Raw genomic sequence first — 20,644 nt, 5'->3', positions numbered from 1 at the left:
AAAATGCCTGAGACGATAGCATTTGAATAATGAAAGCATGCGCTTACGATGCGGTGTATGCTAATGATGTCAGGAGGGGCTTATGGAAGCAGCAAGAATTAAGGTAACCATTAGGTGCAACGTATGCGGGGAGAAATTCGTACTGCGCGGACGAAGAGAGAAAGGCGCCATTGATACCGGCTTTAAGCAATGTATTTGCAATAACAGCAACGATCTTGATATTGAAGAGCATAATGGGCTTTGAAGGTTTCGGCTAATTTCGGCTAATGTAACTTGAATTAAATAATAGGATGCATAAAGCTCCCTTGGGCAAACCAAACTAAAACCAGGTTTTGCACAAGAAAGGAGCTTTTGTGTTATGTACCGTCGACTTAGCTCAATACTGTTTCCCGTAATGTCCCTCCTTTTTCTCGGTGCGATCTACTGGGGATACCAGGAGCATCAAGAGAAAAACTCGATATTGATAAAGGCCGAGAATCAGTACCAGCGTGCGTTTCACGACTTAACTTATCATGTCGAGCAGCTGCATCAGCAACTAGGCAATACGCTCGCGGTAAACTCCACGTCTCAAAGCTACCACCGCAAAGGATTGGTTAATGTATGGCGTTTAACGAGTCAGGCGCAAAATGAAATCAATCAGCTGCCGCTTACGCTGCTGCCCTTCAATAAAGCGGAGGACTTTTTGTCTCGTATCGCAAACTTTGCTTACAAAACTGCAGTACGCGACTTGACGAAGCAGCCGCTTTCTAAAGACGAATTCAATACGATGAAAACTCTTTATGCGAAATCGGAAGAAATCTCAAAGGATTTAATCGGCATGCAGAAAGAAGTGCTTGCTAATAATTTACGCTGGATGGACGTTGAGATTGCGCTTGCTTCCGAACAATCTAATAATGACAATACCATTATTGACGGCTTCAAAATAGTGGACAAAAAAGTAAGCGAATATCCGGAAATCAACTGGGGACCATCGGTTAGCAGTATGTACCAAAAGCGTACAATGAAAATGCTTAGCGGAAACATGGTTACTCCGGAAGATATTAAGAAACTGGCAGCTAAATTTACAAATGCGCCGGAAGCCGACATTCAAGTTGCGGAGAACGGGAAAGGAACGGAATACGCTTCTTATTCTGCAACTGTAAACGACGGGAAAAAGGACAAAAAGATTCAAATGGATTTCACTCAAAAGGGTGGAAAGCTTATTTACTTTATGAATCCTCGGGACATTGGGGAGAAGAAGGTGGACCTCGATAAGGCGAAGGCTGCCTCGGATTCCTTCTTGGATAAGCACGGATTTACAGGGATGAAGGTTGTAAGCTACGATTTGTTCAATAATACAGGAACCTTTACGTATGTTAGTGTGCAGAGCGGGGTGCTCATCTACCCGGATAAGCTGACGGTTAAAGTAGCACTGGACAATGGTGAACCTGTCGGCTTACAAGCGAATGATTATGTTTACGAGCATCACAAACGGAAGCTTCCTAGTCCGATCATCTCGAAGGCTGAAGCGCGAAAAGCGTTAAATCCGGAATTGAAAGTGCAAAGTGAGCAATTAGCGCTTATCGACAATGAAATGGGTGAGGAAGTTCTTTGTTACGAATATACCGGTCAGATTAACGGCGGGCTTTACCGGGTATATATAAATTCCGAAACGGGACTGGAAGAATCAATAGAAGAAATGTCTCCGCATGATTCTAAGGCGGCAACTGACAAATAACGATATGGCTCCCCTCAAATCGACGTGTTATAATGTCAAGTAAATGGGAGGGGAGCCAATTTGTTGCCGAAAGTGAACCAGATGCTGCATTATCAAATAGCTTCTTCAGATGAAGAGGAAGCAGCTATTGAATACAAGTCCAGAATTGCCGATGAGCAGGAGGACGGTTTACTTATAGAGATACCAATCAGCGAGAAGACCGGTCGTTATAAACGATTGTTTCTAGGCGATGAGCTCTCTGTTTTTTTTGTGTCAGAGGATGGAATAAAAAATTATTTTGATTCACATGTGCTAGGTTTTAAAGAAGATGGGGTTAAATTAATAAAAATTGTTAAGCCTGAACCGGACCGTATTACAAAGGTGCAGCGCCGCAGCTTCCTTCGGGTGCCGGCCGAGCTTGAAATTGCAGTCAAAATGTCTAATCAAGTTCGGTTTGTTTGCAAAACCGATGATGTTGGCGGGGGCGGAATTTCGTTAGTATGCGATGCGAACTGGCCTCTCGCAGCAGAACAGACCTTAGAATGCTGGCTCCTTGTCCCGTTCCGAAACGGGACTATCGATCATGCTTTCTTTAAAGGGGAAATTGTACGGGTCGTAGAACTGGAGTCTGGACGTAAGCAGGCTATGATTAAATATGCCAGCATTATTGATGCGGAACGGCAAAAAGTTATACGGTATTGTTTTGAAAAGCAGCTCGAATATCGCAATCGGTGAATAACGTTGTGATATCTATGGAAAACTACCCAGAAAGAGGAAGGGAGATCTCCATATGATACGCAAGCCGTTTACCAAAAAAAGAAGCCGCAAGCAGCTGCTTCAACTGACAGAAGAAGTCAGTACTGTACTGCGAAAAATCATTATTACGCTGCTTATTCTGCTTGTTTGTTCGCAAGCGGCGCTGCAAAATAATGTCGTACGGCATTGGCTGACGGGCGTAGATCGGTGGGAAGGAACCCGCTTGAATTGACGCTCGGCTTTTGCATCTGATTTTATATTGTGGTATAATTTTCACGTTCGCAGGCAAAGCCTGCTTTTTTCTTGAGAGGTTTGCGTCGCATTTGTGTATGCATTCGGCCAGCCATCTCTATTAAAGGAGGTTGACCGTACGTGATGCATCACGAAGGTGACAGCGACCGAATGAACATTGCAATTGACGGGCCGGCAGGCGCGGGCAAGAGCACGGTTGCGCGAAAAGTTGCCGAACAGCTTGGATATGTGTACATAGATACTGGAGCCATGTATCGTGCTGTTACACTATGCGCTCAGCGTGCAGGAATTTCGGCCGATGAACCGGTCAAGCTTGCTGAATTGGCAAGATCCTTAAAGATTGATCTTGAGCCGGGAGAGCATGGACAGTCCGTATATGTAAATGGTGATAATGTGACAGCGCTTATTCGTTCACGCGAGGTAACGCTTCAAGTATCTCATGTTGCAGCTAATGAAACGGTTAGAGAAGTACTTGGAGTTATGCAAAGACATCTTGCCGCCCGCAAGGGCGTTGTAATGGATGGCCGGGATATCGGTTCTCATGTGCTGCCGAATGCGGAGTTGAAAATTTTTCTAACCGCATCCGTTAAGGAACGGGCGCTTCGTCGTCACCGGGAAATGGCTGATAACCAGACAATTACGCTCGAGCAATTGGAATCGGAGATTGCAGAACGAGATCGTCTGGACGAGCAGCGTGAAATATCGCCGCTGATATGCGCTTCTGATGCTGTCGTAATGGACAGCACCGGCATGACAATTGATGAAGTAATTGACGCAATTGTGAAATTAAGCCGAACCAAATTGGCGGAGGCGAAGTAAACTATGTTATATCTTATTTTCCGGTTTCTTCTGCGTGTTATTTACACGCTTTTGTTCCGACTGGAGGCAAGAGGCACGGAAAATATTCCTGCCACTGGTCCGGTTATACTTGCTTCAAATCATTTAAGCAATTTTGATCCGCCTACAGTAGGGGTCAAGGTGAGGCGGAAAGTACATTTTATGGCCAAAGAGGAATTGTTCAAGGTTCCCGTATTTGGGCAGCTTATCCTTTCGTTTGGTGCTTTTCCGGTCAAGCGCGGAGGAGTGAGCAAGGACGCCATAAAGTCGGCTATTTCGCTGCTTAAGGAAGGCAACGTATTGGGTATTTTCCCGGAGGGCTCGCGCAACAATCAATCAGGAGCGGCTAAGAAGGGCGCTGCGATGATAGCAGTGAGAAGCGGCGCAGCGATCGTTCCTGTTGCTATAATCGGCAAGTATAGACCTTTTAGCAAAATAACCGTTTGTTATGGCAAGCCAATCGATCTTACCGCACTAATTGAAGAATCATCGCCAGATATGCTGGAAAAAGTAACAGAAGCCATTATGACTCGCATTCGCGAGCTAGCTGCAAGCCATCGTTAATTAATGTTTTAAATGCTGCTTTCGCTTTAGGCGCTAGCGGATTTAAATAAAGTTGGGGTATGAATTGAGGAGGTTATTTCAATGTCAGAAGAAATTAATGTGCAACAATCCGCGGCGGAAGAAGTAAGCCAAGACGCTTTGGATAATTTCGTGTCTTTGAAAAAAGGCGATTCCGTTAAAGGTACGATCGTCAAAATCGAAGATAACCAAGCTTATGTAAGCCTTGGATATAAATATGACGGTGTCATTCCGATTCGGGAGCTTTCCGCATTGCAGATTGAAAACGCGACGGATGCCGTTCAAATCGGTCAAGAAGTAGAGCTTAAAGTCGTTAGCATTGACGATGAGAAAGAAAAGCTAGTCCTTTCGAAGCGCCAGGTAGACAGCGAAAAAGCATGGGATGTGTTGCAACAACGTTATGAGAGCGGCGAAGTTTTTGAAGTTGCTGTTGCTGACGTCGTTAAAGGCGGTCTCGTAGCTGATGTCGGCGTACGCGGATTCATTCCGGCTTCGATGGTAGAGCGTCATTTTGTTGAAGATTTCAGCGATTACAAAGGCCGCACGCTTCGCGTGAAGGTTAAAGAAATTGACCGCGAGAACAACAAAGTCATTCTTTCCCAGAAGGAAGTACTGGATGCTGAGTTCGAGCAAAGCAAACAACAAGTGATGGCTTCGCTCCAAGCTGGTCAAGAGCTGGATGGAACGGTACAACGTTTGACTCCATTTGGCGCATTCGTTGATATCGGCGGCATCGATGGACTTGTCCACGTATCCGAGCTTTCCTGGCAGCATGTTGCACATCCTAAGGATGTTGTTTCTGAAGGTCAAGCCGTTCGCGTAAAAGTACTTAAAGTTGACCCGGCAGCAGGCAAAATCAGCCTTAGCTTAAAAGCTGCGCAACCAGGTCCTTGGGAAACTGCAGGCGGTCAATTCTCAATTGGCGATATCGTGACAGGTACGGTTCGACGTATCGTTCCTTTCGGAGCTTTTGTTGAAATCGCTCCAGGCGTAGAAGGCCTAGTTCATATTTCCCAAATCGCTCACCGTCACATTGCAACTCCTAACGAGGTGCTTCAAGAGGGTCAAGAAGTACAAGCGAAAGTACTTGACTTCAACCCTGCCGAGAAGCGTGTCAGCCTGAGCATTAAAGAAACAGAAGAAGCGCCTGAGCAAGCTGCTCCGAGCGCTAGAACTGAGAGAGCACCGCGTGCTCCTAAGATTGAAAAAATCGACAACCCGAACGTAAGCTTGAGCAGTGAAAGCATGAGCTACTCACTGGCAGAGCGTTTCGGCGATAAGCTTAAAAACCTGAAATAAGAAGCCAATCGGTCTCCTTTTCAAAGTAATTGTACCAGGGTGGAGCTATTCCCGCGATTAATCGCAGGAATAGCTCCTTTTTTTTGGCGCATAATAGGGGGTACAAGAGGTGATTTGCGTGAATCCCGGATATATGTCCTTATTAATCATGATCATGATGCTAATACTAATCGCCACGGGATGGAAGCCGTATTTAGCTCCTGATATTAGCCGGCGAACGATGGTGCTTGTAGGAATTTTGATTATCGCCATAATGCCCTTCTCCATTTGGTGGACACCGTTGCCTGAATACACACAAATAAAACTGCATGTAAGTGTTTGCTTATTGCTGCTTGCAAGTTTATTGACATTTAAAGGTTCGGAGGATTGGAGCTATAAAGGATATTTAGCATTATGTGCATTAATGATTGCAGTCATTTGGGGATGTGTCCGCAAAATCTACAGCTTTGACCCTGTATTTTATTGGATCGATCCATTATGGGATGCGCCCATAACTGCAGGGCTGCTTTGCGGTGCCTTTACAGCTCAGACCAAACATCAATTAAGTATGATCATTTGGGGAGCCGTACTCGGCGAGACGCTCAATACGGTGCTTCAGGCGGGTACTTATGCGGTTTTCATAGGCTCATTGTCCTGGTGGGACAGCTTTTGGATTGCAGTTGCAACCGCACGGTTATTTAGTTTGATACTAAAAGCGATTCGAAGGGGCTTATCAAAGTTAAGTGTCGTGCTTTGGCATATGAAAGGAGGACGGTCATCGTAATGCAGCAGTTTCTTGTGCAAAATAAGGTTTTGATCGGTGTGCTGCTAGGGATTGTTCTCGGTATCGTTTCACGGTTACTGATGCTGCGAACGGACTATAGACAATATCCAACCTATCCCCACGGACGCATCATTCATATTTCTTTAGGAGTAATTGCTGCTGCTCTTGGTGCTGTTGCTGTTCCGGCACTATTTAATAAAGACTATACGGCTATTACTTTCCTTACGTTAGCAGCGCAGCAGTTTCGCGACGTTAGGAAAATGGAGCGTGATACGTTGACCAAAATAGACAGCCTGGAGCTTGTAGGACGAGGCTCGACCTATATTGAAGGAATAGCCATGGTTTTTGAAGGCCGAAATTATTTGGTTATAATGACAGCATTAATAACGAGTTTATTCGCCATTCTATTGAATGTATGGATCGGTATTGTTGCCGGAGGGTTATCACTGCTGCTTGTTGAGAAGCTCAAGTCAGGAAAATCAATTTCCCATATTGCCCGTGTGGAGCAAGCTGACGTTCGTGTTGACGGTCCTGATTTATTTGTCGGAAATATATATATTATGAATGTCGGCTTGAAAGGCAATCAGGACATTATCGCTGAACGGGGAATGGGGTTTATTTTAACTCCATACAACTCGAACGGGAAAGTTACAATAAGTAATCTCGGACAACGGCAAGCCATTTTGTACGATTTGGCAACCATATTGGGCGTTTACCGTGACGATGGCGAGCCAGCGCTCATTCCAATGGCTAAACTAGATATGAGAGACGGAAGATTGGCCGTATTTTTTCTGCCGCAGGAGCTCGACGCAAGCAAAGGGCGTGAAGTTATTTTACGGGTGCCTATTTTAGAATCGGCTGTCCGTATGCCAACGGAAGCGTCCGTGAATAAGAAAGGAGCGGGTGGACATGGCTAAGATCGTCGCAGTCGTTTCGACCAAGGCCGATTCGATAGGAGGAGGAGCGCCGATTTTTATCGTTGAGAATGAGGAAAAGATGGAACAAACCTCATTCCTTCTTGAGAAAATTTTAGATGCAAGCGCACATGATTTAAAGAATGGGACTATTATACTGGTCAATCACCGATAATATGAAAAGTTAGCCAAGTACGTACTTTTTTGCTATGATGGTTATCGTGAGTATTTTTGAAGGAGTGGAAAACTAACTATGGCAAGACCCGTTATCGCTATCGTCGGGCGACCGAATGTGGGTAAATCCACTATTTTTAATCGGATCATCGGTGACCGGCTAGCAATTGTTGAGGATAAACCGGGTATTACCCGTGACCGGATTTATGGCACCGGAGAATGGAATGGAAAACCTTTCAGCATTATTGATACAGGCGGTATTGAAATCGATGGTGAAGATGAGATCATGAAATCTGTCCGCATGCAGGCTGAACTGGCAATTGAAGAAGCGGATGTCATTATTTTTATGGTCGATGCGAAAACCGGATTGACACATGCGGATGACGAAGTCGCTCAGATGTTGTTCCGTTCCCGCAAGCCTGTCGTTGTGGCAGTCAATAAAGTAGATAATTTGGGACGTATGGAAGAGGTATATGAGTTTTATGGACTTGGCTTCGGCGAACCCATCGCCATTTCCGGTGCACATGGTCTTGGCATTGGCGATCTGCTGGATGCTGCGTCTGTGCTATTGCCTGAGCTAACGGATGATGGTTACGATGAAGACGTTATTCGCGTTGCTTTAATCGGACGTCCGAATGTCGGCAAATCTTCGCTCGTAAACGCTTTGCTCGGGGAGGACCGTGTTATTGTCAGTAATGTCGCTGGTACGACTAGGGATGCGATTGATACGCCGTTCGAGCGTGACGGTCAACGATATGTGCTGATTGATACGGCCGGTATGCGCAAGCGCGGTAAAGTGTACGAGTCTACTGAAAAGTACAGCGTTATGCGGGCAATGAAAGCAATCGAGCGCGCAGATGTCGTTCTTGTGCTCATTAACGGAGAAGAGGGCATCATTGAACAGGACAAGCATATTGCAGGCTATGCACACGAAGCGGGAAAGGCATCAGTCTTTGTTGTAAACAAATGGGATGTGGTTGAGAAAGACGAGAAAACGATGCAGCATTTTTCCCAAAATATTCGCGATCATTTCTTGTTCATGTCCTACGCGCCGATCGTCTATTTATCCGCATTAACGAAACAGCGCTTACAAAAGCTGCTGCCTGTTGTTAATCATGTATCAGAACAGCATGCTATGCGTATTCAAACACATCTGCTGAACGACGTTATTTCCGATGCGGTTGCGATCAATCCGCCGCCTGCCGATAAAGGGAAACGTCTGCGTATTAACTATGTTACACAAGTGGCTACAAAGCCGCCGACGATCGTTGTGTTTGTGAATGATCCGGAAATTATGCATTTCTCGTATGAACGATATTTGGAAAACAAAATTCGTGCAGCGTTTGATTTTGAAGGGACGCCAATACGAATATACTCACGTCGGAAGTCCGAAGAAGATTAGGGGAGAAGTAGCTTGTTATATGGAGTAATCGCGGTTGCTTTAAGCTATTTGTTAGGTTCAGTTTCATTCAGTATCGTTATTGCGAAGTATGTGAAGGGAATTGATATACGCCAGCACGGCAGCGGTAATGCAGGTGCCACGAATACATTGAGAGTGCTCGGCAAAGGGCCGGGCCTACTCGTGTTTTTTCTCGATATTGCGAAGGGTGTCGCTGCAGTATGGATTGGACACGGCTTAGGACAAAATGATTGGATTCCGGTCCTATGCGGACTCGCTGCAATAGTGGGACATAATTGGCCCATTTGGTTTCGATTCAAAGGAGGCAAAGGTATTGCGACAACAGTCGGCGTTATTGCTACGCTCGCTTTTGTTCCTGCGCTTTGCGCCGGCATCGTTGCTATCGTTACTATTGCGTTCACGAGATATGTATCTCTAGGCTCGCTATTGTTTGCTGCTTTGACGCCATTATTTATTTCAATCTTTTATTTCTCGGTGCCTTTGTTGTGCGCAAGCCTTCTGATTTGTATATTTGCATTCGTACGGCATCGAACGAATATTGTAAAGCTGCTCCAAGGAACGGAAAACAAGCTTGGCGCAAAGAAAGGATAGTGAGTGCCGTATGACAAACACGAATCAATCCACAATGCGTCGGGCGGCAGTATTGGTAGCTGGAAGCTGGGGAACGGCTCTTGCTTCAGTGCTCGCGAATAATGGTTATGAGGTATTGCTTTGGACGCGAAGCGAAGAGCAAGCGGAAGGCATTAATCGCAGTCGCGAAAACAGCAAGTTCCTGCCCGGAGTAAAGCTTCCGGATACAATACGGGCTACTACTGATTTGAAGCAAGCGCTGCAAGAGGCGGAGCTTGCATTGTTCGTTGCGCCTTCTGGCGCGATGCGGGAGGTCGCAAAGCAAGCAGCGCCTTACTTATCGCCAGATACGCTTGTCGTACATGCAACAAAAGGGTTTGAAACGGATACCTTAAAACGGATGACTACCGTGCTTTCCGAGGAGCTTGAACGCCCGCTCGAGCAGCTTGTCGTATTATCGGGTCCTAGTCATGCTGAAGAGGTCATTCGGAAGCAGCCGACAACGGTTGTCGTTGCTTCAGCTAATCTGCAAGCGGCAGAGCAGGCTCAGGATGCTCTTATGAATACGGATTTCCGTGTCTATACCAATCCGGATGTCGTCGGTGTTGAGGTTGCAGGCGCAATCAAAAACATCATTGCACTCGGCGCCGGTTTGACGGACGGTTTAAACTTTGGAGACAATGCGAAAGCGGCTTTATTGACACGCGGTTTAGCTGAGATTGGAAGACTGGGGACCGCTATGGGGGCGAATCCGCTCACGTTTGCCGGCCTCGCCGGCGTGGGTGATCTCGTCGTTACCTGTACGAGCAAGCACAGCCGCAATTGGCGCGCTGGCTATATGCTAGCTGACGGAACGCCGCTTGAAGAGGTGTTAAGCCGCATGGGAATGGTTGTTGAAGGCGTCCGGACAACGCGAGCGGCCTTTGAGCTCGCGAAGCAGTACGATGTAGAAATGCCTATCACCTTTCAGCTTTATGAAGTGTTGTTTGCGAATAAAGCGCCAAGAACGGCTGTCGAGCATCTAATGGGTCGTCTGCGCACGCACGAAATCGAAGAAATCGGCTAAGTATAGCGCCTACACCAAACATGTACCCTCCTCATATGATGCATGGAGCATATTTTATGCGCATCCAGGAGGTGTTGATATGTCGAAAGATTTTTCTAAAGACGTTCTTAATGCGATAAACAAAAAAACCGGCAAAGGCATTTCCGAAAATTCGGTCAAAAAACTCGCAAGCGGGGTAACTGCTGAAACAATGCAGGACGAAGCTGAGCTGCGCAAGCTGATAAAGCAAGTATCGGAAATGGCTAAGGTAAAGGTTGCGGATTCGACGGTCAATGATATCGTGAAGGCTGTTAAAGCTAGCGGTATGAGCACGACCAATATGGAGACGTTAATGAAAATGATGATGAAGAAATAGAGCATAGCGGCAAAAGCGAGGAATTGCACCGAATTTCAGCATTCGGTGCAGTGCCCTGTCGGCTTTTGTCCTTTTTTTTGTCCGATGTTATAATGAGTTGGAACTCATTATGATAAAGATTAGGGGAATGGTATTACTATGGATGCAATGACAAAAATGTGGGTCTCGCTATTCGGCATCGGCATGATGGCGGTGGCAGCCGCATTAATTACGTTTGCACGCTTAAAAACGAAAGGCGTCGTGAAGTTTATTTTATCGCTCATCGCCTTCTTGGTTTTAATAATAGGCTTCATTTGTGGATTAATTGCAATTATTTAGTTTTGAGGTACATACACCAGTCTAATCGGCATGCAGAAAGGGAGATATGATTTCAAGATGATCGAATTAAAGGGTAAAACGAAAACGGCTGTTGTAGAAGCAGAGGCCGGGTTATCGCTGCTGGATCTTGCTTTGAAGCATAACGTTGATTGGAGCTTCTCGTGTGCACGCGGTACTTGCGCAAGATGCCGTTGCTTAATAACGGAGGGCGGTGACCAGCTTGAAGGCATTACAGACGAGGAATGGGACCGTCTGGAACCGGAGGAGTTCGAAGAAGGCTTCCGTCTAGGTTGCCAGGCCGTTGTAAAAGCAGGCAGTGGGCATATAGCTGCAGTGAATAAACCGTATTTTTAGAAAAAGGAAGTGCCGGCGATGACAGAAATGAAACACATCCAAAAAACGCTGGCTACTGTTATACAAGCCACGGAATCCAGCCAATCAAAATGGATTGTCGGCGGCAGCGCCGGCTTAATGCTCCGGGGAATTCCGTTATCTGCCGCACCTCGCGATTTAGATATTTACTGCGACGATGAATACATGCATTCTATTTTTCAGTCACTTAAGGAATTCGCTGTAGACGAACCAACGGTAAGTGTAACCGGCATGTATCGCTCTAGGCTATGTCATTTTCATATTCAAAACGTGCAGGTGGAGCTGGTTGCCGGATTCCAAGTGAAAGCTTCCGGCTGCCGTTACGAAACCGCGGTTCGCGAGCTTCTTATCCCGTACGGTGATCGAATAAAACTCGGCGGTGAATCTCAGAGCGTCTATGTTACTCCGCTTGCGCACGAGCTTTGCTTTAACATGCTTCGCGGACGTTCAGACCGTGTCCAGCTTATCGTTCAAGCGTTCGCAGAAGCTCCCGAAATACATGCGGGAGCACTCCAGGCGATAGAATTAGGCAATGCTTTTACCGAAGCTGTGAAATGCAGAATTCACCGATTGATTAATGAACGAGAGGCAGGTGTCTTGCGATGAACAGTGAGGTTACGTTCTGGCCTTCTGGTCGAACGGTTAAGGTAAAGCCGGGAACTACGCTGCTGGACGCCGCTAGACGCGCCAACATACCGATTCGTACGCGCTGCGGGGGGAAGGCGGCTTGTTTCATGTGCAAGGTCACCGTGCGGCCTGAAAGCGAACTTCAGCCGATAGCCGACAATGAGCGCAGGAAGCTGTCCGGGTTAGACGGATGTCATATAAGGCTTGCCTGTCAGGCAAGGGTAGCGGGTAAGGTGGATGTAGAAGTGCCTTTAGATCCGCTTCGAGCTGCCGTAGAAAGGCAGCTCGCCAGACAGGCGGAGCAAGATGACGATTTATGGTAAGCATAGGCTTACGAAGCAGGTTTGCTTCACAAACCTAAGCATATGCTTTCGAAGCAGGTTTGCTTCACAAACCTTTTGGGAGGTATACAGATGAACCGATTTAACAAACAAGCGCTGCACCGTCGTACACGTATAGCGGGGGCTGTGCTTGCGTTGTTTTTTGCGCTATTTACATTGTCAGGCTGCTTATATCCGAAGGATGAGCTTAAGCAAAATCAAGCAGCTCCAAAGGAAGCGGTACGAAACGTACAGGCAGCCGTCGATCAATACAAAAACGATACAGCTATGCTGCCTATAAAAAATGCTACCGCAGATACGCCCGTTTATGAAAAGTTTTATGTGGATTTTGCTAAGCTGCAGCGGACAGGCTATTTAAGCGATATTCCATCTTCTGCATTTGAGAACGGAGGAAATTATTATTTTCTAGTTATTGACGAAGAAACGTCGCCTCGTATAAAACTGCTGGATATCGTTACTTTTCAGAAAATTAATGATATACAAAGCTGGGTAACTGCCTATATACAAAATAAGGGCGAGCTTCCAAAGGGGGAGCAAATGTACCCCGGCTTTTATCAAATTGATTACAAAAGCTTGAATCGGACGGCGCCGGCGATTCGCAGCGTATTTTCGGGGCAAACCATTCAAGCCATAGTGGATGAGAACGGGGTCGTCTACTCTGATTACGGAATCGATATTATGCAGTTTGTACAAAAAAGCGGCAAAACTAATTTCGATGCCCAGTTAGATATACGTACCTTACTCGTTGACGGGTCGGATTTCGTACCCGTTAAAGCGCCGACGTACAGATGGGTCGATAATGAGCCGCAAGCGGTCCAACCTTAGGACAACCTCGGTTTTTTATCAAAATTTATGTTACCAAAACTGAAAATCCTCTCCTTGTAGAATGTCCAGGGAGAGGATTTTTTTGCTTGTAATCGTCATAGTTGTGTCCTTTTACTCATATAACTCAATCTTGGAAGGATGTTGGTTGACGAAAGCAAAAAAAGATTTCGTAGAAGGAATCGTCATAATCGGAGACTCGGAACATAAGATGTTACTAGTCCAAAAAGCATGTACGAGTTGCGTCGCTGGCCTGCCCTATTGACCGGTGGATGGCGGCGAACCGGAAAATCAATTGGGAGGGGATATTCAGTGGAGAAAGTGGACATTTTCAAGGACATAGCCGAACGTACCGGCGGGGATATTTACCTCGGGGTTGTCGGAGCGGTCCGGACGGGCAAATCAACGTTTATAAAACGGTTTATGGAGACGGTCGTACTTCCGAACATTGCTAACGAATCAGACCGTGTGAGAGCCGTGGACGAACTCCCTCAAAGCGCCGCAGGAAAGACGATTATGACAACAGAGCCTAAATTTGTTCCTAATCAAGCGGTTCAGCTCAAGGTTACCGATGGACTTGAGGTAAACGTGAGATTGGTCGACTGCGTCGGATACGCTGTAGAAGGCGCAAAAGGCTATGAGGACGAAAACGGTCCCCGCATGATTACAACACCTTGGTTCGATGAGCCGATTCCATTCCAAGAAGCGGCTGAGATCGGAACGCGTAAAGTCATCCAAGAGCATTCGACTTTAGGTGTTGTCGTCACGACGGACGGTTCGATCGCCGAAATACCCCGCAGCTCCTATGTCGTAGCCGAAGAGCGCGTCATTAATGAGCTGAAGGAAGTCGGTAAACCTTTTGTGCTTATTATTAACTCAACACGTCCGAAGAGTGAAGAAGCGCTGCAACTGCGCAATGAGCTGCAAGCGAAATACGATATTCCGGTAATGACGCTCAGTGTGGCTACGATGGGCGAGGAAGAAGTCATTTCCGTTCTGCGCGAAGTACTCTACGAGTTCCCTGTCCACGAAGTGAATGTGAACTTGCCGAGCTGGGTTATGGTGCTGAACGACAATCACTGGCTGCGAAGCAACTATGAAAGCTCGGTGCGTGATACGGTGAAAGATATCCGCCGATTACGGGACGTTGACCGCGTCGTAACTCAGTTTATGGAGTACGATTTCATTGCCCGCGCTGGACTAAGCGGCATGAATATGGGGCAGGGCGTCGCCGAAATCGATTTGTACGCGCCTGATGAGCTTTATGACCGCATCCTGATGGAGGTTGTCGGTGTAGAGATCCGAGGCAAAGATCACTTGCTGCAGCTTATGCAGGAGTTCTCACACGCCAAACGGGAATATGACCGCTTCGCAGAAGCGCTTGAAATGGTCAAAACGACCGGTTACGGTATCGCCGCACCAACGCTTGCGGAAATGGCGCTCGACGAGCCGGAATTGATCCGTCAAGGTTCGCGCTTCGGAGTTAGGCTGAAAGCGACAGCACCATCCATCCATATGATCCGCGTCGATGTAGAGTCTGAATTTGCTCCGATTATCGGCACGGAGAAGCAAAGCGAAGAGCTGGTCCGATACTTAATGCAAGACTTTGAGAATGACCCAATTAAAATTTGGGAGTCTGATATATTCGGACGTTCCTTGCATTCCATCGTTCGGGAAGGTATTCAAGGCAAAATTGCCATGATGCCGGACAACGCCCGCTACAAGCTCCAGGAGACGCTGGGACGCATTATTAACGAAGGCTCCGGCGGTCTGATTGCCATTATTTTGTAGATAAGTTGCAGTGATTTACAAATAAGCCGCTTCCAACAAAATCGGGAGCGGTTTTTTGTTTCGGAGATTTACAGGTTAACACTTGAAATTGCCAATCGGCTGTATTACTATAGGTTTGTTCGGTCCAAAGGTATATTTTTGAAGTTTTCGGTTAATAAGAGGGATAAGATGAGACTTCATTTGCCTTCAAGCTTATGCTTACGAAGCTAGTTTTGCTTCACAAAACTTTGAGGAGGTGAAACAATGAACAAAACAGATTTGATTGCTAAAGTAGCTGAATTGACTGATCTGTCGAAGAAAGATGCAACGAAAGCGGTTGATGCCGTTTTTGATGCCATTTCCGATGCCCTTCAAGGCGGAGACAAAGTGCAATTGGTTGGATTTGGTAACTTCGAAGTGCGCGAGCGTCAAGCCCGTAAAGGCCGTAACCCGCAAACTGGTGAAGAAATCGATATCGCAGCAAGCAAGATGCCTGCTTTTAAACCAGGGAAATCACTTAAGGACCTCGTATCCAATTAAGTATATCGGTGCAGGAGACGCTCGAACGGAACCATGTTCGAGCGTCTTTTGTTTCGAAGAGCTAAGCAATAGATTGCACAAATGTTCGACTTCCACTATAATTCACATGGATAGTTTGGAATAGCGGATGCGGAGGGATAACGATGGAGCCTACTCATGGCGAATATATTGTTGTAAAAGCAAAGGATCAGGGCGTTCAAGTCATCGGTTTGACACGCGGACAAGATACGAAATTTCATCATACGGAAAAGCTGGACAAAAACGAAATTTTAATCTGTCAATTTACTGATCATACCTCAGCGATCAAAATTCGCGGTAAAGCAGTAGTGATGACGAAATACGGAACGATGGAAACCGACCAGTAGCACAAAGATTGAAGCAGGCGAAGCCTGCTTTTTTTTATTCCCTGCTGCTCTCCGAATAATCATCCATCAGTGCTCGTACAATGAGTGTATGAGTTATTTATTCGCTGCCTGCTTTTTATAGGTTCAGGCTTGATGATTAGTACTTGGAGGTGCCCCGGGTGCATATAGGTAAACCGCTGTTAACAGCTTGTTTGACTGTACTTGCAGTTACTTTATTATTGACTTGGCTGCCTCATCTGACTTCACAAAATCTGCCCAATCGGAGCGAAGTAGCCGTATTTCGCTCTACCCCGGCCGTCAGGCTTACGAACAGCAACCTCGTCGACGTGCTTGTTGGCATCCAGCTCAATGAGCGCTTGGATAAAGCCGAGTGGAGCAACGCAGTGTTATCCGTCGATATGAGAGTGAAAACTGGCGCAGGCCGTCCGTCCGCATGGTTCGCGGATGTGGAGAAGCTGCTCCGCTTATCTTTTTTGCAATTGGAAAACGTAAAGCGGGTGCTTATACGAATCGTGGAGGACCGCCCGGATGGCACAGCGCTGTTAGCAGCTGTTGACGTAAGGAAAACAGACAGCTGGCTCATTTTTGAGATGGACGCGCTTGCTCATGCTGATCCGGTTCATGACGAGGTATGGCGAAAAAGGTTAAGAGTAAGCTTCACGTCTGCATGGGAGGAAAGGTTTGGCCCGGTATCGGGATTTACTGTAAAGCCTACTTCGGTTTCGCAAATGTAAGAGGATGTTTGTTGCAAAATGTTGAACACTCATTTGAATCGTATGCTCTTTAAAATAAATTGTGCTATAATAGTTTAGATTATTGAGCGGCGATGTGCGCTTCTCTGTTCGGAGGCTTACCCCATGAAACCTTACCGTATACCTGAAATAGCTCAAAAATACGTCGACTATGACATGATTCAAAGGCATACGGAGCTGCCGGAAATTTCGGATTCCCGGCTTCGGTTACTTTATGCTTTTCTTAATCACCAGCAATCATTAACGAAGCACAGTGAGCTGTATACGCTTGTCATATCTCTTGTGCAGCTAGGCATGGATACACATGATTTAATCGATACGGATTCGGAACCGATGCCGGAGCGCGAGATGCGTTCAAGACAACTCAAGGTGCTTGCAGGCGATTACTTTAGCGCAAGATTTTATCAAATGCTTTCACAAGCCGGTCAAATTGATATGGTATCCAAAATAAGCGGCGCCGTATGCGAGGTTAACCGGCTTAAGGTGAATCTTTATGTCCGGATGAGACAGCTTAAAGTGACCGCGGAAGAATATTTGAGCTTTACCGTCCAAGTGCGTAGCGAATTGTTCCAGCTGTTCTCTGGCGTATTGGAGGGGGCTTTGTCACGCGTCTGGTCGGAGGTGCTCGGCTGTGTAAGCCGTTGTGAGGTTGTGCTTGAAGAGATTAAGCGCAGCGAAAGCCCCTTCCGGTTCGACAAGAGCTGGGCTTACTGGCATGTCATGCAAGAGGGTACTGATGAAGAGCGTCAGCAGCTGTCGCAGAGCTTAAATGAACCTGCTTTCATTACGGGCTTGGTGGAAAAATATAACGTACGCAATCTGCTAACGGCTAAGCTGGAGCATTCAGCTGATGCGGTGAAAGCTATCGCAGGCAAGCTGGAATCGGACAAGCTTTTCGGTGAATTGACTCAAATTGTCGATGCTCTGTTAAATAAGCTGACCGGATACACGCCTGCGCTCAACAAGACGAGGTGACTTGAACGATGGAAACGAACTCCAAAAGCCATGTGCATGGCGTATTTGAACGCATAGCGCCGAAATACGATTTCATGAACGATTTAATCAGCTTCCGCAGACACAAAGCATGGCGCAAGTTTACGATGAAGAAGATGAACGTTGCTCCTGGAGAGACGGCACTGGATCTTTGCTGCGGCACTTGTGATTGGACCATAGCACTAGCGAACGCAAGCGTAACAGGTAAAGTGATCGGATTGGATTTTAGCCAAAACATGCTTGATGTGGGTGCGGTTAAAGTAGGCAATCTTGGCTTAAACGGTCAAATTACATTAGTGCAAGGCAACGCCATGAGCTTGCCGTTTGAAGACAATTCGTTCGATTATGTCACGATCGGCTTTGGCCTTCGCAACGTTCCGGATTACTTACAGGTGCTTCAGGAAATGAGACGGGTTGTTAAACCGGGCGGCAAAGTGGTTTGCCTGGAAGTTTCGAAGCCAACCTGGCAGCCTTTTAAAGCTATGTATAATTTATATTTCGAGCGTATATTACCGTTGATCGGCAAGCTAGTCGCCAAACGCTTTGAGGAATATAAGTGGCTTCCCGAGTCGCTTAAGACGTTTCCCGGTCGATTAGAGCTTGTTCGATTGTTCGAACAAGCTGGCTTACAGCAAGTGATTGCGTATCCTCTTACCGGCGGAGTTGCGGCGCTGCATATGGGGACAAAGGAGAAGGGACAGCAATGATTCGCAAAATTGGCATCATCTTAGAAATGATTAAATTCGAGCATACGATATTTGCTTTGCCTTTTGCATTTATGGGCGCGATTTTGGGCGCTGTAGTATTGGAGCAGCGTCTCCCTTCATGGGAAGAGATTGGTTGGATCACGCTTGCCATGTTCGGCGCTCGGAGCGCAGCAATGAGTTTGAATCGCCTTATCGATAAAGCGATTGATCTTCGTAATCCCCGCACTGAGAAACGAGCGCTTCCAGCTGGCTTGCTTAAGTCGGCAGAAGTGTTGCTTTTTATTATCGTATCCTTCGTATTGTTGTTTGTAGCTAGCGCTAATCTGGCGCCGATCGCGCTTAAGCTAATGCCGATCGCTGTCGTATTGCTTGTGCTCTACTCCTATACGAAGCGTTTTACTTGGCTCTGCCATATTGTTTTGGGCTTTACGATTGCATTATCGCCCCTAGGCGGCTGGGTAGCGGTTACTGGCGGCTTTGATGCTGCCGCATGGTTATTGTACATTACGGTCGCCTTGTGGATCGCCGGCTTTGATATTATATACGCAACGCAGGATTTCGAATTTGACCGCAAAGCTGGTTTACATTCCATTCCGGCCCGCTTCGGAATTGCAGGAGCGCTGTGGATCGCGCGTTTGCTACACATCGTTACAGCAATTGGCTTTATAACGCTGTTTTGGCTGACGGAATTAAGCTGGATGTACTTGCTGGGTACGCTCATCTCGGTAGCTTTGTTGTTTTACCAGCACTGGCTCGTCCGCCCGAACGATTTGTCACGCGTGCAAACGGCATTTTTTGGAATGAACGGTACGCTTAGTGTAGTTTTGTTTATATTTACGATCGTTGACTTGCTGGTAATTCACCGATGGTAGGAGAGCGGAAGGACATTAACGAAACGAAATGGTCAAATCGCTGGGTCGTAGGCATTACTGGTGCGAGTGGTTCCATATATGGTATCCGCCTTATAGAGGAGCTGCTGCGACAGAGCTTTCAAGTTCATCTTGTGGTTACGGAAGCAGGATGGCGCGTATTGAAGGAGGAGCTTGGCTGGGAAACGACACGCCGGACGGCTGCCCTCGAGCAGCGCTTCGCCGAAGCGCTGCAGGGCGGCGCTCTTACTTATCATCCGAATGCGGATATAGGTGCAGCTATTGCAAGCGGTTCGTTCCGCGTCCAAGGAATGGTTATTATGCCGTGCTCGATGGGGACGCTTGCGTCTATCGCGCACGGCATTTCCGATGATTTGATGACTAGAGCGGCAGATGTGATGCTGAAGGAGAACCGTCAACTGCTGCTTGTACCAAGGGAGACGCCGCTTCATGCCATCCATTTGGAAAATATGCTGACGTTGTCCCGCTTAGGTGTACGGATGATCCCGGCTATGCCTGCATTTTATTATAAACCGCAATCGATGGACGAAATGGTTGATTTCCTTGTCGGTAAAGTGATGGACAATATGGGAATTGATCATGATTTATACAGAAGATGGGGAGATGAAAAGAATGGGCATTAAGCGCCCGATCACCATCGGAAGAATTGATTACGCCAATGCATGGCCGCTTTTTCATCAATTTGAAGAGCATGCCAGCATTAATAGCTACGAGGTCATATCGCGGGTACCTTCTGTATTAAACCGGATGCTGCACAACGGTGAGCTAGATGTGTCAGCGATTTCTTCATTCTCTTACGGGCAGAATGCGAATGATTATGTATTGCTTCCGCAATTGTCGGTTGGCTCCGTTGGAGACGTTAATTCTATATTATTATTTTTAAAGGAACCGATTGAGCGAAAACGTCCTGAGCGTATTGCCGTCACTACGACGTCAGCTACCTCCATTAATTTGTTGAAGATGATTATGATGATGCGTTTTGAGTGTACACCGGAGTATGTTTCAGCAGAACCGGTGCTAGACAGCATGCTTGAAACGACAGATGCGGCGCTCATTATCGGTGATCCCGCCATTCAAGCTTCTTGGAAAAATCATGGCCTGCATGTCATAGATTTAGGGCGATTATGGAATGAGTGGACAGGTCTAGGGATGACTTATGCGGTTGTCGCAGCACGTAAGCAAGTAGCTGATGCAGCGCCAGAAGCGATTCAAGCTGTATACGAGGCACTTATTGCGAGCAAACAGTATAATAAAACTCATCTCGAACCACTGATCACTATCGCCTGTAAGCAGCTTGGTGGAGATTCGAAGTACTGGGATAGGTACTTTCATTCACTTCAATATGATTTTGGGAGCAAGCTGCAAGAAGGACTTAGGTTATATTTCCGTTATGCGAAGCAGCTGGGGCTGCTTTCACATGACGTGGAGCTTACATTTTTTGAAGACCAATCTGCCCAATAGGT

28 protein-coding genes are annotated in these 20,644 nt (G+C 46.7%); all 28 read left to right on the top strand.

Going from position 1 to position 20,644, the window contains the following annotated elements; genetic code table 11:
- Nucleotides 1-82: 82 nt before the first annotated feature.
- The 28 genes from DFP97_RS30610 to DFP97_RS03630 all read left to right on the top strand — a co-directional run bounded on the left by DFP97_RS30610 (nucleotide 83) and on the right by DFP97_RS03630 (nucleotide 20,642).
- Complete coding sequence (locus tag DFP97_RS30610) at nucleotides 83-244, top strand: hypothetical protein (protein WP_181873349.1); 162 nt, start codon at nucleotides 83-85, stop codon at nucleotides 242-244.
- Nucleotides 245-358: 114 nt separating this feature from the next.
- Nucleotides 359-1,717 (top strand): germination protein YpeB, encoded by a 1,359-nt coding sequence (gene ypeB / locus DFP97_RS03760; RefSeq protein WP_114378631.1) that lies wholly within the window; start codon nucleotides 359-361, stop codon nucleotides 1,715-1,717.
- Nucleotides 1,718-1,777: 60 nt separating this feature from the next.
- Nucleotides 1,778-2,431 (top strand): flagellar brake protein, encoded by a 654-nt coding sequence (locus tag DFP97_RS03755; RefSeq protein WP_114378630.1) that lies wholly within the window; start codon nucleotides 1,778-1,780, stop codon nucleotides 2,429-2,431.
- Nucleotides 2,432-2,486: 55 nt separating this feature from the next.
- The gene (locus DFP97_RS03750) at nucleotides 2,487-2,684 is read left to right on the top strand and encodes a hypothetical protein (RefSeq protein ID WP_114378629.1); all 198 of its coding nucleotides are present in this window, start codon (nucleotides 2,487-2,489) and stop codon (nucleotides 2,682-2,684) included.
- Between the two features lie 143 nt (nucleotides 2,685-2,827).
- Nucleotides 2,828-3,523: a (d)CMP kinase gene (gene cmk / locus DFP97_RS03745; protein ID WP_114378853.1), complete on the top strand. Its 696-nt coding sequence runs from the start codon at nucleotides 2,828-2,830 to the stop codon at nucleotides 3,521-3,523.
- Between the two features lie 3 nt (nucleotides 3,524-3,526).
- Nucleotides 3,527-4,105, top strand: coding sequence for a lysophospholipid acyltransferase family protein (locus DFP97_RS03740; RefSeq protein WP_114378628.1), 579 nt, complete (start codon nucleotides 3,527-3,529; stop codon nucleotides 4,103-4,105).
- An 81-nt stretch (nucleotides 4,106-4,186) separates the two neighbouring features.
- Complete coding sequence (rpsA, locus tag DFP97_RS03735; protein WP_114378627.1) at nucleotides 4,187-5,422, top strand: 30S ribosomal protein S1; 1,236 nt, start codon at nucleotides 4,187-4,189, stop codon at nucleotides 5,420-5,422.
- A 109-nt stretch (nucleotides 5,423-5,531) separates the two neighbouring features.
- Complete coding sequence (locus DFP97_RS03730; protein ID WP_114378626.1) at nucleotides 5,532-6,185, top strand: YphA family membrane protein; 654 nt, start codon at nucleotides 5,532-5,534, stop codon at nucleotides 6,183-6,185.
- Nucleotides 6,185-7,102 carry a YIEGIA family protein gene (locus DFP97_RS03725; RefSeq protein WP_114378625.1) on the top strand — a complete coding sequence of 306 codons (918 nt, stop codon included), beginning with the start codon at nucleotides 6,185-6,187 and terminating at the stop codon, nucleotides 7,100-7,102. Before DFP97_RS03730 ends, DFP97_RS03725 begins: the two co-directional genes overlap by 1 nt.
- Nucleotides 7,095-7,274, top strand: a complete 180-nt coding sequence (locus DFP97_RS03720) for a capping complex subunit for YIEGIA (RefSeq protein WP_114378624.1) — start codon at nucleotides 7,095-7,097, stop codon at nucleotides 7,272-7,274. Before DFP97_RS03725 ends, DFP97_RS03720 begins: the two co-directional genes overlap by 8 nt.
- Before the next feature lie 78 nt (nucleotides 7,275-7,352).
- On the top strand, nucleotides 7,353-8,675 hold the full coding sequence (der, locus tag DFP97_RS03715) for a ribosome biogenesis GTPase Der (protein ID WP_114378623.1): 1,323 nt from the start codon (nucleotides 7,353-7,355) through the stop codon (nucleotides 8,673-8,675).
- 12 nt (nucleotides 8,676-8,687) lie between these two features.
- Nucleotides 8,688-9,284 carry a glycerol-3-phosphate 1-O-acyltransferase PlsY gene (gene plsY / locus DFP97_RS03710; protein WP_114378622.1) on the top strand — a complete coding sequence of 199 codons (597 nt, stop codon included), beginning with the start codon at nucleotides 8,688-8,690 and terminating at the stop codon, nucleotides 9,282-9,284.
- Between the two features lie 10 nt (nucleotides 9,285-9,294).
- Nucleotides 9,295-10,329 carry an NAD(P)H-dependent glycerol-3-phosphate dehydrogenase gene (locus DFP97_RS03705; RefSeq protein ID WP_281270931.1) on the top strand — a complete coding sequence of 345 codons (1,035 nt, stop codon included), beginning with the start codon at nucleotides 9,295-9,297 and terminating at the stop codon, nucleotides 10,327-10,329.
- Between the two features lie 79 nt (nucleotides 10,330-10,408).
- Nucleotides 10,409-10,684, top strand: a complete 276-nt coding sequence (locus DFP97_RS03700) for a stage VI sporulation protein F (protein WP_114378621.1) — start codon at nucleotides 10,409-10,411, stop codon at nucleotides 10,682-10,684.
- A gap of 138 nt (nucleotides 10,685-10,822) precedes the next feature.
- Nucleotides 10,823-11,002 carry a DUF2768 family protein gene (locus DFP97_RS03695; RefSeq protein ID WP_114378620.1) on the top strand — a complete coding sequence of 60 codons (180 nt, stop codon included), beginning with the start codon at nucleotides 10,823-10,825 and terminating at the stop codon, nucleotides 11,000-11,002.
- Nucleotides 11,003-11,059: 57 nt separating this feature from the next.
- Nucleotides 11,060-11,356 (top strand): 2Fe-2S iron-sulfur cluster-binding protein, encoded by a 297-nt coding sequence (locus DFP97_RS03690; protein ID WP_114378619.1) that lies wholly within the window; start codon nucleotides 11,060-11,062, stop codon nucleotides 11,354-11,356.
- An 18-nt stretch (nucleotides 11,357-11,374) separates the two neighbouring features.
- Complete coding sequence (locus DFP97_RS03685) at nucleotides 11,375-11,980, top strand: nucleotidyltransferase domain-containing protein (protein ID WP_114378618.1); 606 nt, start codon at nucleotides 11,375-11,377, stop codon at nucleotides 11,978-11,980.
- The gene (locus DFP97_RS03680) at nucleotides 11,977-12,324 is read left to right on the top strand and encodes a 2Fe-2S iron-sulfur cluster-binding protein (protein ID WP_114378617.1); all 348 of its coding nucleotides are present in this window, start codon (nucleotides 11,977-11,979) and stop codon (nucleotides 12,322-12,324) included. Before DFP97_RS03685 ends, DFP97_RS03680 begins: the two co-directional genes overlap by 4 nt.
- A 90-nt stretch (nucleotides 12,325-12,414) precedes the next feature.
- Entirely contained in the window at nucleotides 12,415-13,167 is a 753-nt protein-coding gene (locus tag DFP97_RS03675) for a DUF3939 domain-containing protein (protein ID WP_114378616.1), read from the top strand.
- 309 nt (nucleotides 13,168-13,476) lie between these two features.
- Complete coding sequence (spoIVA, locus tag DFP97_RS03670; RefSeq protein ID WP_114378615.1) at nucleotides 13,477-14,955, top strand: stage IV sporulation protein A; 1,479 nt, start codon at nucleotides 13,477-13,479, stop codon at nucleotides 14,953-14,955.
- Nucleotides 14,956-15,198: 243 nt separating this feature from the next.
- Complete coding sequence (locus tag DFP97_RS03665; protein ID WP_114378614.1) at nucleotides 15,199-15,474, top strand: HU family DNA-binding protein; 276 nt, start codon at nucleotides 15,199-15,201, stop codon at nucleotides 15,472-15,474.
- A 143-nt stretch (nucleotides 15,475-15,617) separates the two neighbouring features.
- The gene (gene mtrB, locus DFP97_RS03660) at nucleotides 15,618-15,839 is read left to right on the top strand and encodes a trp RNA-binding attenuation protein MtrB (RefSeq protein ID WP_028610524.1); all 222 of its coding nucleotides are present in this window, start codon (nucleotides 15,618-15,620) and stop codon (nucleotides 15,837-15,839) included.
- Between the two features lie 158 nt (nucleotides 15,840-15,997).
- The gene (locus DFP97_RS03655; protein ID WP_114378613.1) at nucleotides 15,998-16,573 is read left to right on the top strand and encodes a hypothetical protein; all 576 of its coding nucleotides are present in this window, start codon (nucleotides 15,998-16,000) and stop codon (nucleotides 16,571-16,573) included.
- A 123-nt stretch (nucleotides 16,574-16,696) separates the two neighbouring features.
- Entirely contained in the window at nucleotides 16,697-17,566 is an 870-nt protein-coding gene (locus DFP97_RS03650) for a heptaprenyl diphosphate synthase component 1 (RefSeq protein WP_114378612.1), read from the top strand.
- An 8-nt stretch (nucleotides 17,567-17,574) separates the two neighbouring features.
- Nucleotides 17,575-18,291, top strand: coding sequence for a demethylmenaquinone methyltransferase (locus DFP97_RS03645; RefSeq protein WP_114378611.1), 717 nt, complete (start codon nucleotides 17,575-17,577; stop codon nucleotides 18,289-18,291).
- Nucleotides 18,288-19,163 carry a UbiA-like polyprenyltransferase gene (locus DFP97_RS03640; protein ID WP_114378610.1) on the top strand — a complete coding sequence of 292 codons (876 nt, stop codon included), beginning with the start codon at nucleotides 18,288-18,290 and terminating at the stop codon, nucleotides 19,161-19,163. Before DFP97_RS03645 ends, DFP97_RS03640 begins: the two co-directional genes overlap by 4 nt.
- The gene (locus DFP97_RS03635; protein WP_114378609.1) at nucleotides 19,157-19,804 is read left to right on the top strand and encodes a UbiX family flavin prenyltransferase; all 648 of its coding nucleotides are present in this window, start codon (nucleotides 19,157-19,159) and stop codon (nucleotides 19,802-19,804) included. The genes DFP97_RS03640 and DFP97_RS03635 overlap by 7 nt, the downstream gene beginning before the upstream one ends.
- Nucleotides 19,794-20,642, top strand: coding sequence for a menaquinone biosynthetic enzyme MqnA/MqnD family protein (locus tag DFP97_RS03630; RefSeq protein WP_114378608.1), 849 nt, complete (start codon nucleotides 19,794-19,796; stop codon nucleotides 20,640-20,642). The genes DFP97_RS03635 and DFP97_RS03630 overlap by 11 nt, the downstream gene beginning before the upstream one ends.
- The last annotated feature ends 2 nt before the right edge of the window (nucleotides 20,643-20,644 follow it).

The organism is Paenibacillus prosopidis (genome assembly GCF_003337375.1).
GTDB lineage: Bacteria > Bacillota > Bacilli > Paenibacillales > Paenibacillaceae > Pristimantibacillus > Pristimantibacillus prosopidis.
Note: the sequence above shows the minus strand (reverse complement) of the source record. Positions and strands in the feature narration are given on the sequence as shown.

Coding starts and splice junctions, on each gene's coding strand:
- DFP97_RS30610 (WP_181873349.1), top strand. CDS start 83: ATGGAAGCAGCAAGAATTAAGGTAACCATTAGGTGCAACGTATGCGGG.
- ypeB (WP_114378631.1), top strand. CDS start 359: ATGTACCGTCGACTTAGCTCAATACTGTTTCCCGTAATGTCCCTCCTT.
- DFP97_RS03750 (WP_114378629.1), top strand. CDS start 2,487: ATGATACGCAAGCCGTTTACCAAAAAAAGAAGCCGCAAGCAGCTGCTT.
- cmk (WP_114378853.1), top strand. CDS start 2,828: ATGCATCACGAAGGTGACAGCGACCGAATGAACATTGCAATTGACGGG.
- DFP97_RS03740 (WP_114378628.1), top strand. CDS start 3,527: ATGTTATATCTTATTTTCCGGTTTCTTCTGCGTGTTATTTACACGCTT.
- rpsA (WP_114378627.1), top strand. CDS start 4,187: ATGTCAGAAGAAATTAATGTGCAACAATCCGCGGCGGAAGAAGTAAGC.
- DFP97_RS03725 (WP_114378625.1), top strand. CDS start 6,185: ATGCAGCAGTTTCTTGTGCAAAATAAGGTTTTGATCGGTGTGCTGCTA.
- DFP97_RS03720 (WP_114378624.1), top strand. CDS start 7,095: ATGGCTAAGATCGTCGCAGTCGTTTCGACCAAGGCCGATTCGATAGGA.
- der (WP_114378623.1), top strand. CDS start 7,353: ATGGCAAGACCCGTTATCGCTATCGTCGGGCGACCGAATGTGGGTAAA.
- DFP97_RS03705 (WP_281270931.1), top strand. CDS start 9,295: ATGACAAACACGAATCAATCCACAATGCGTCGGGCGGCAGTATTGGTA.
- DFP97_RS03700 (WP_114378621.1), top strand. CDS start 10,409: ATGTCGAAAGATTTTTCTAAAGACGTTCTTAATGCGATAAACAAAAAA.
- DFP97_RS03695 (WP_114378620.1), top strand. CDS start 10,823: ATGGATGCAATGACAAAAATGTGGGTCTCGCTATTCGGCATCGGCATG.
- DFP97_RS03690 (WP_114378619.1), top strand. CDS start 11,060: ATGATCGAATTAAAGGGTAAAACGAAAACGGCTGTTGTAGAAGCAGAG.
- DFP97_RS03685 (WP_114378618.1), top strand. CDS start 11,375: ATGACAGAAATGAAACACATCCAAAAAACGCTGGCTACTGTTATACAA.
- DFP97_RS03680 (WP_114378617.1), top strand. CDS start 11,977: ATGAACAGTGAGGTTACGTTCTGGCCTTCTGGTCGAACGGTTAAGGTA.
- DFP97_RS03675 (WP_114378616.1), top strand. CDS start 12,415: ATGAACCGATTTAACAAACAAGCGCTGCACCGTCGTACACGTATAGCG.
- DFP97_RS03665 (WP_114378614.1), top strand. CDS start 15,199: ATGAACAAAACAGATTTGATTGCTAAAGTAGCTGAATTGACTGATCTG.
- mtrB (WP_028610524.1), top strand. CDS start 15,618: ATGGAGCCTACTCATGGCGAATATATTGTTGTAAAAGCAAAGGATCAG.
- DFP97_RS03650 (WP_114378612.1), top strand. CDS start 16,697: ATGAAACCTTACCGTATACCTGAAATAGCTCAAAAATACGTCGACTAT.
- DFP97_RS03645 (WP_114378611.1), top strand. CDS start 17,575: ATGGAAACGAACTCCAAAAGCCATGTGCATGGCGTATTTGAACGCATA.
- DFP97_RS03640 (WP_114378610.1), top strand. CDS start 18,288: ATGATTCGCAAAATTGGCATCATCTTAGAAATGATTAAATTCGAGCAT.
- DFP97_RS03635 (WP_114378609.1), top strand. CDS start 19,157: ATGGTAGGAGAGCGGAAGGACATTAACGAAACGAAATGGTCAAATCGC.
- DFP97_RS03630 (WP_114378608.1), top strand. CDS start 19,794: ATGGGCATTAAGCGCCCGATCACCATCGGAAGAATTGATTACGCCAAT.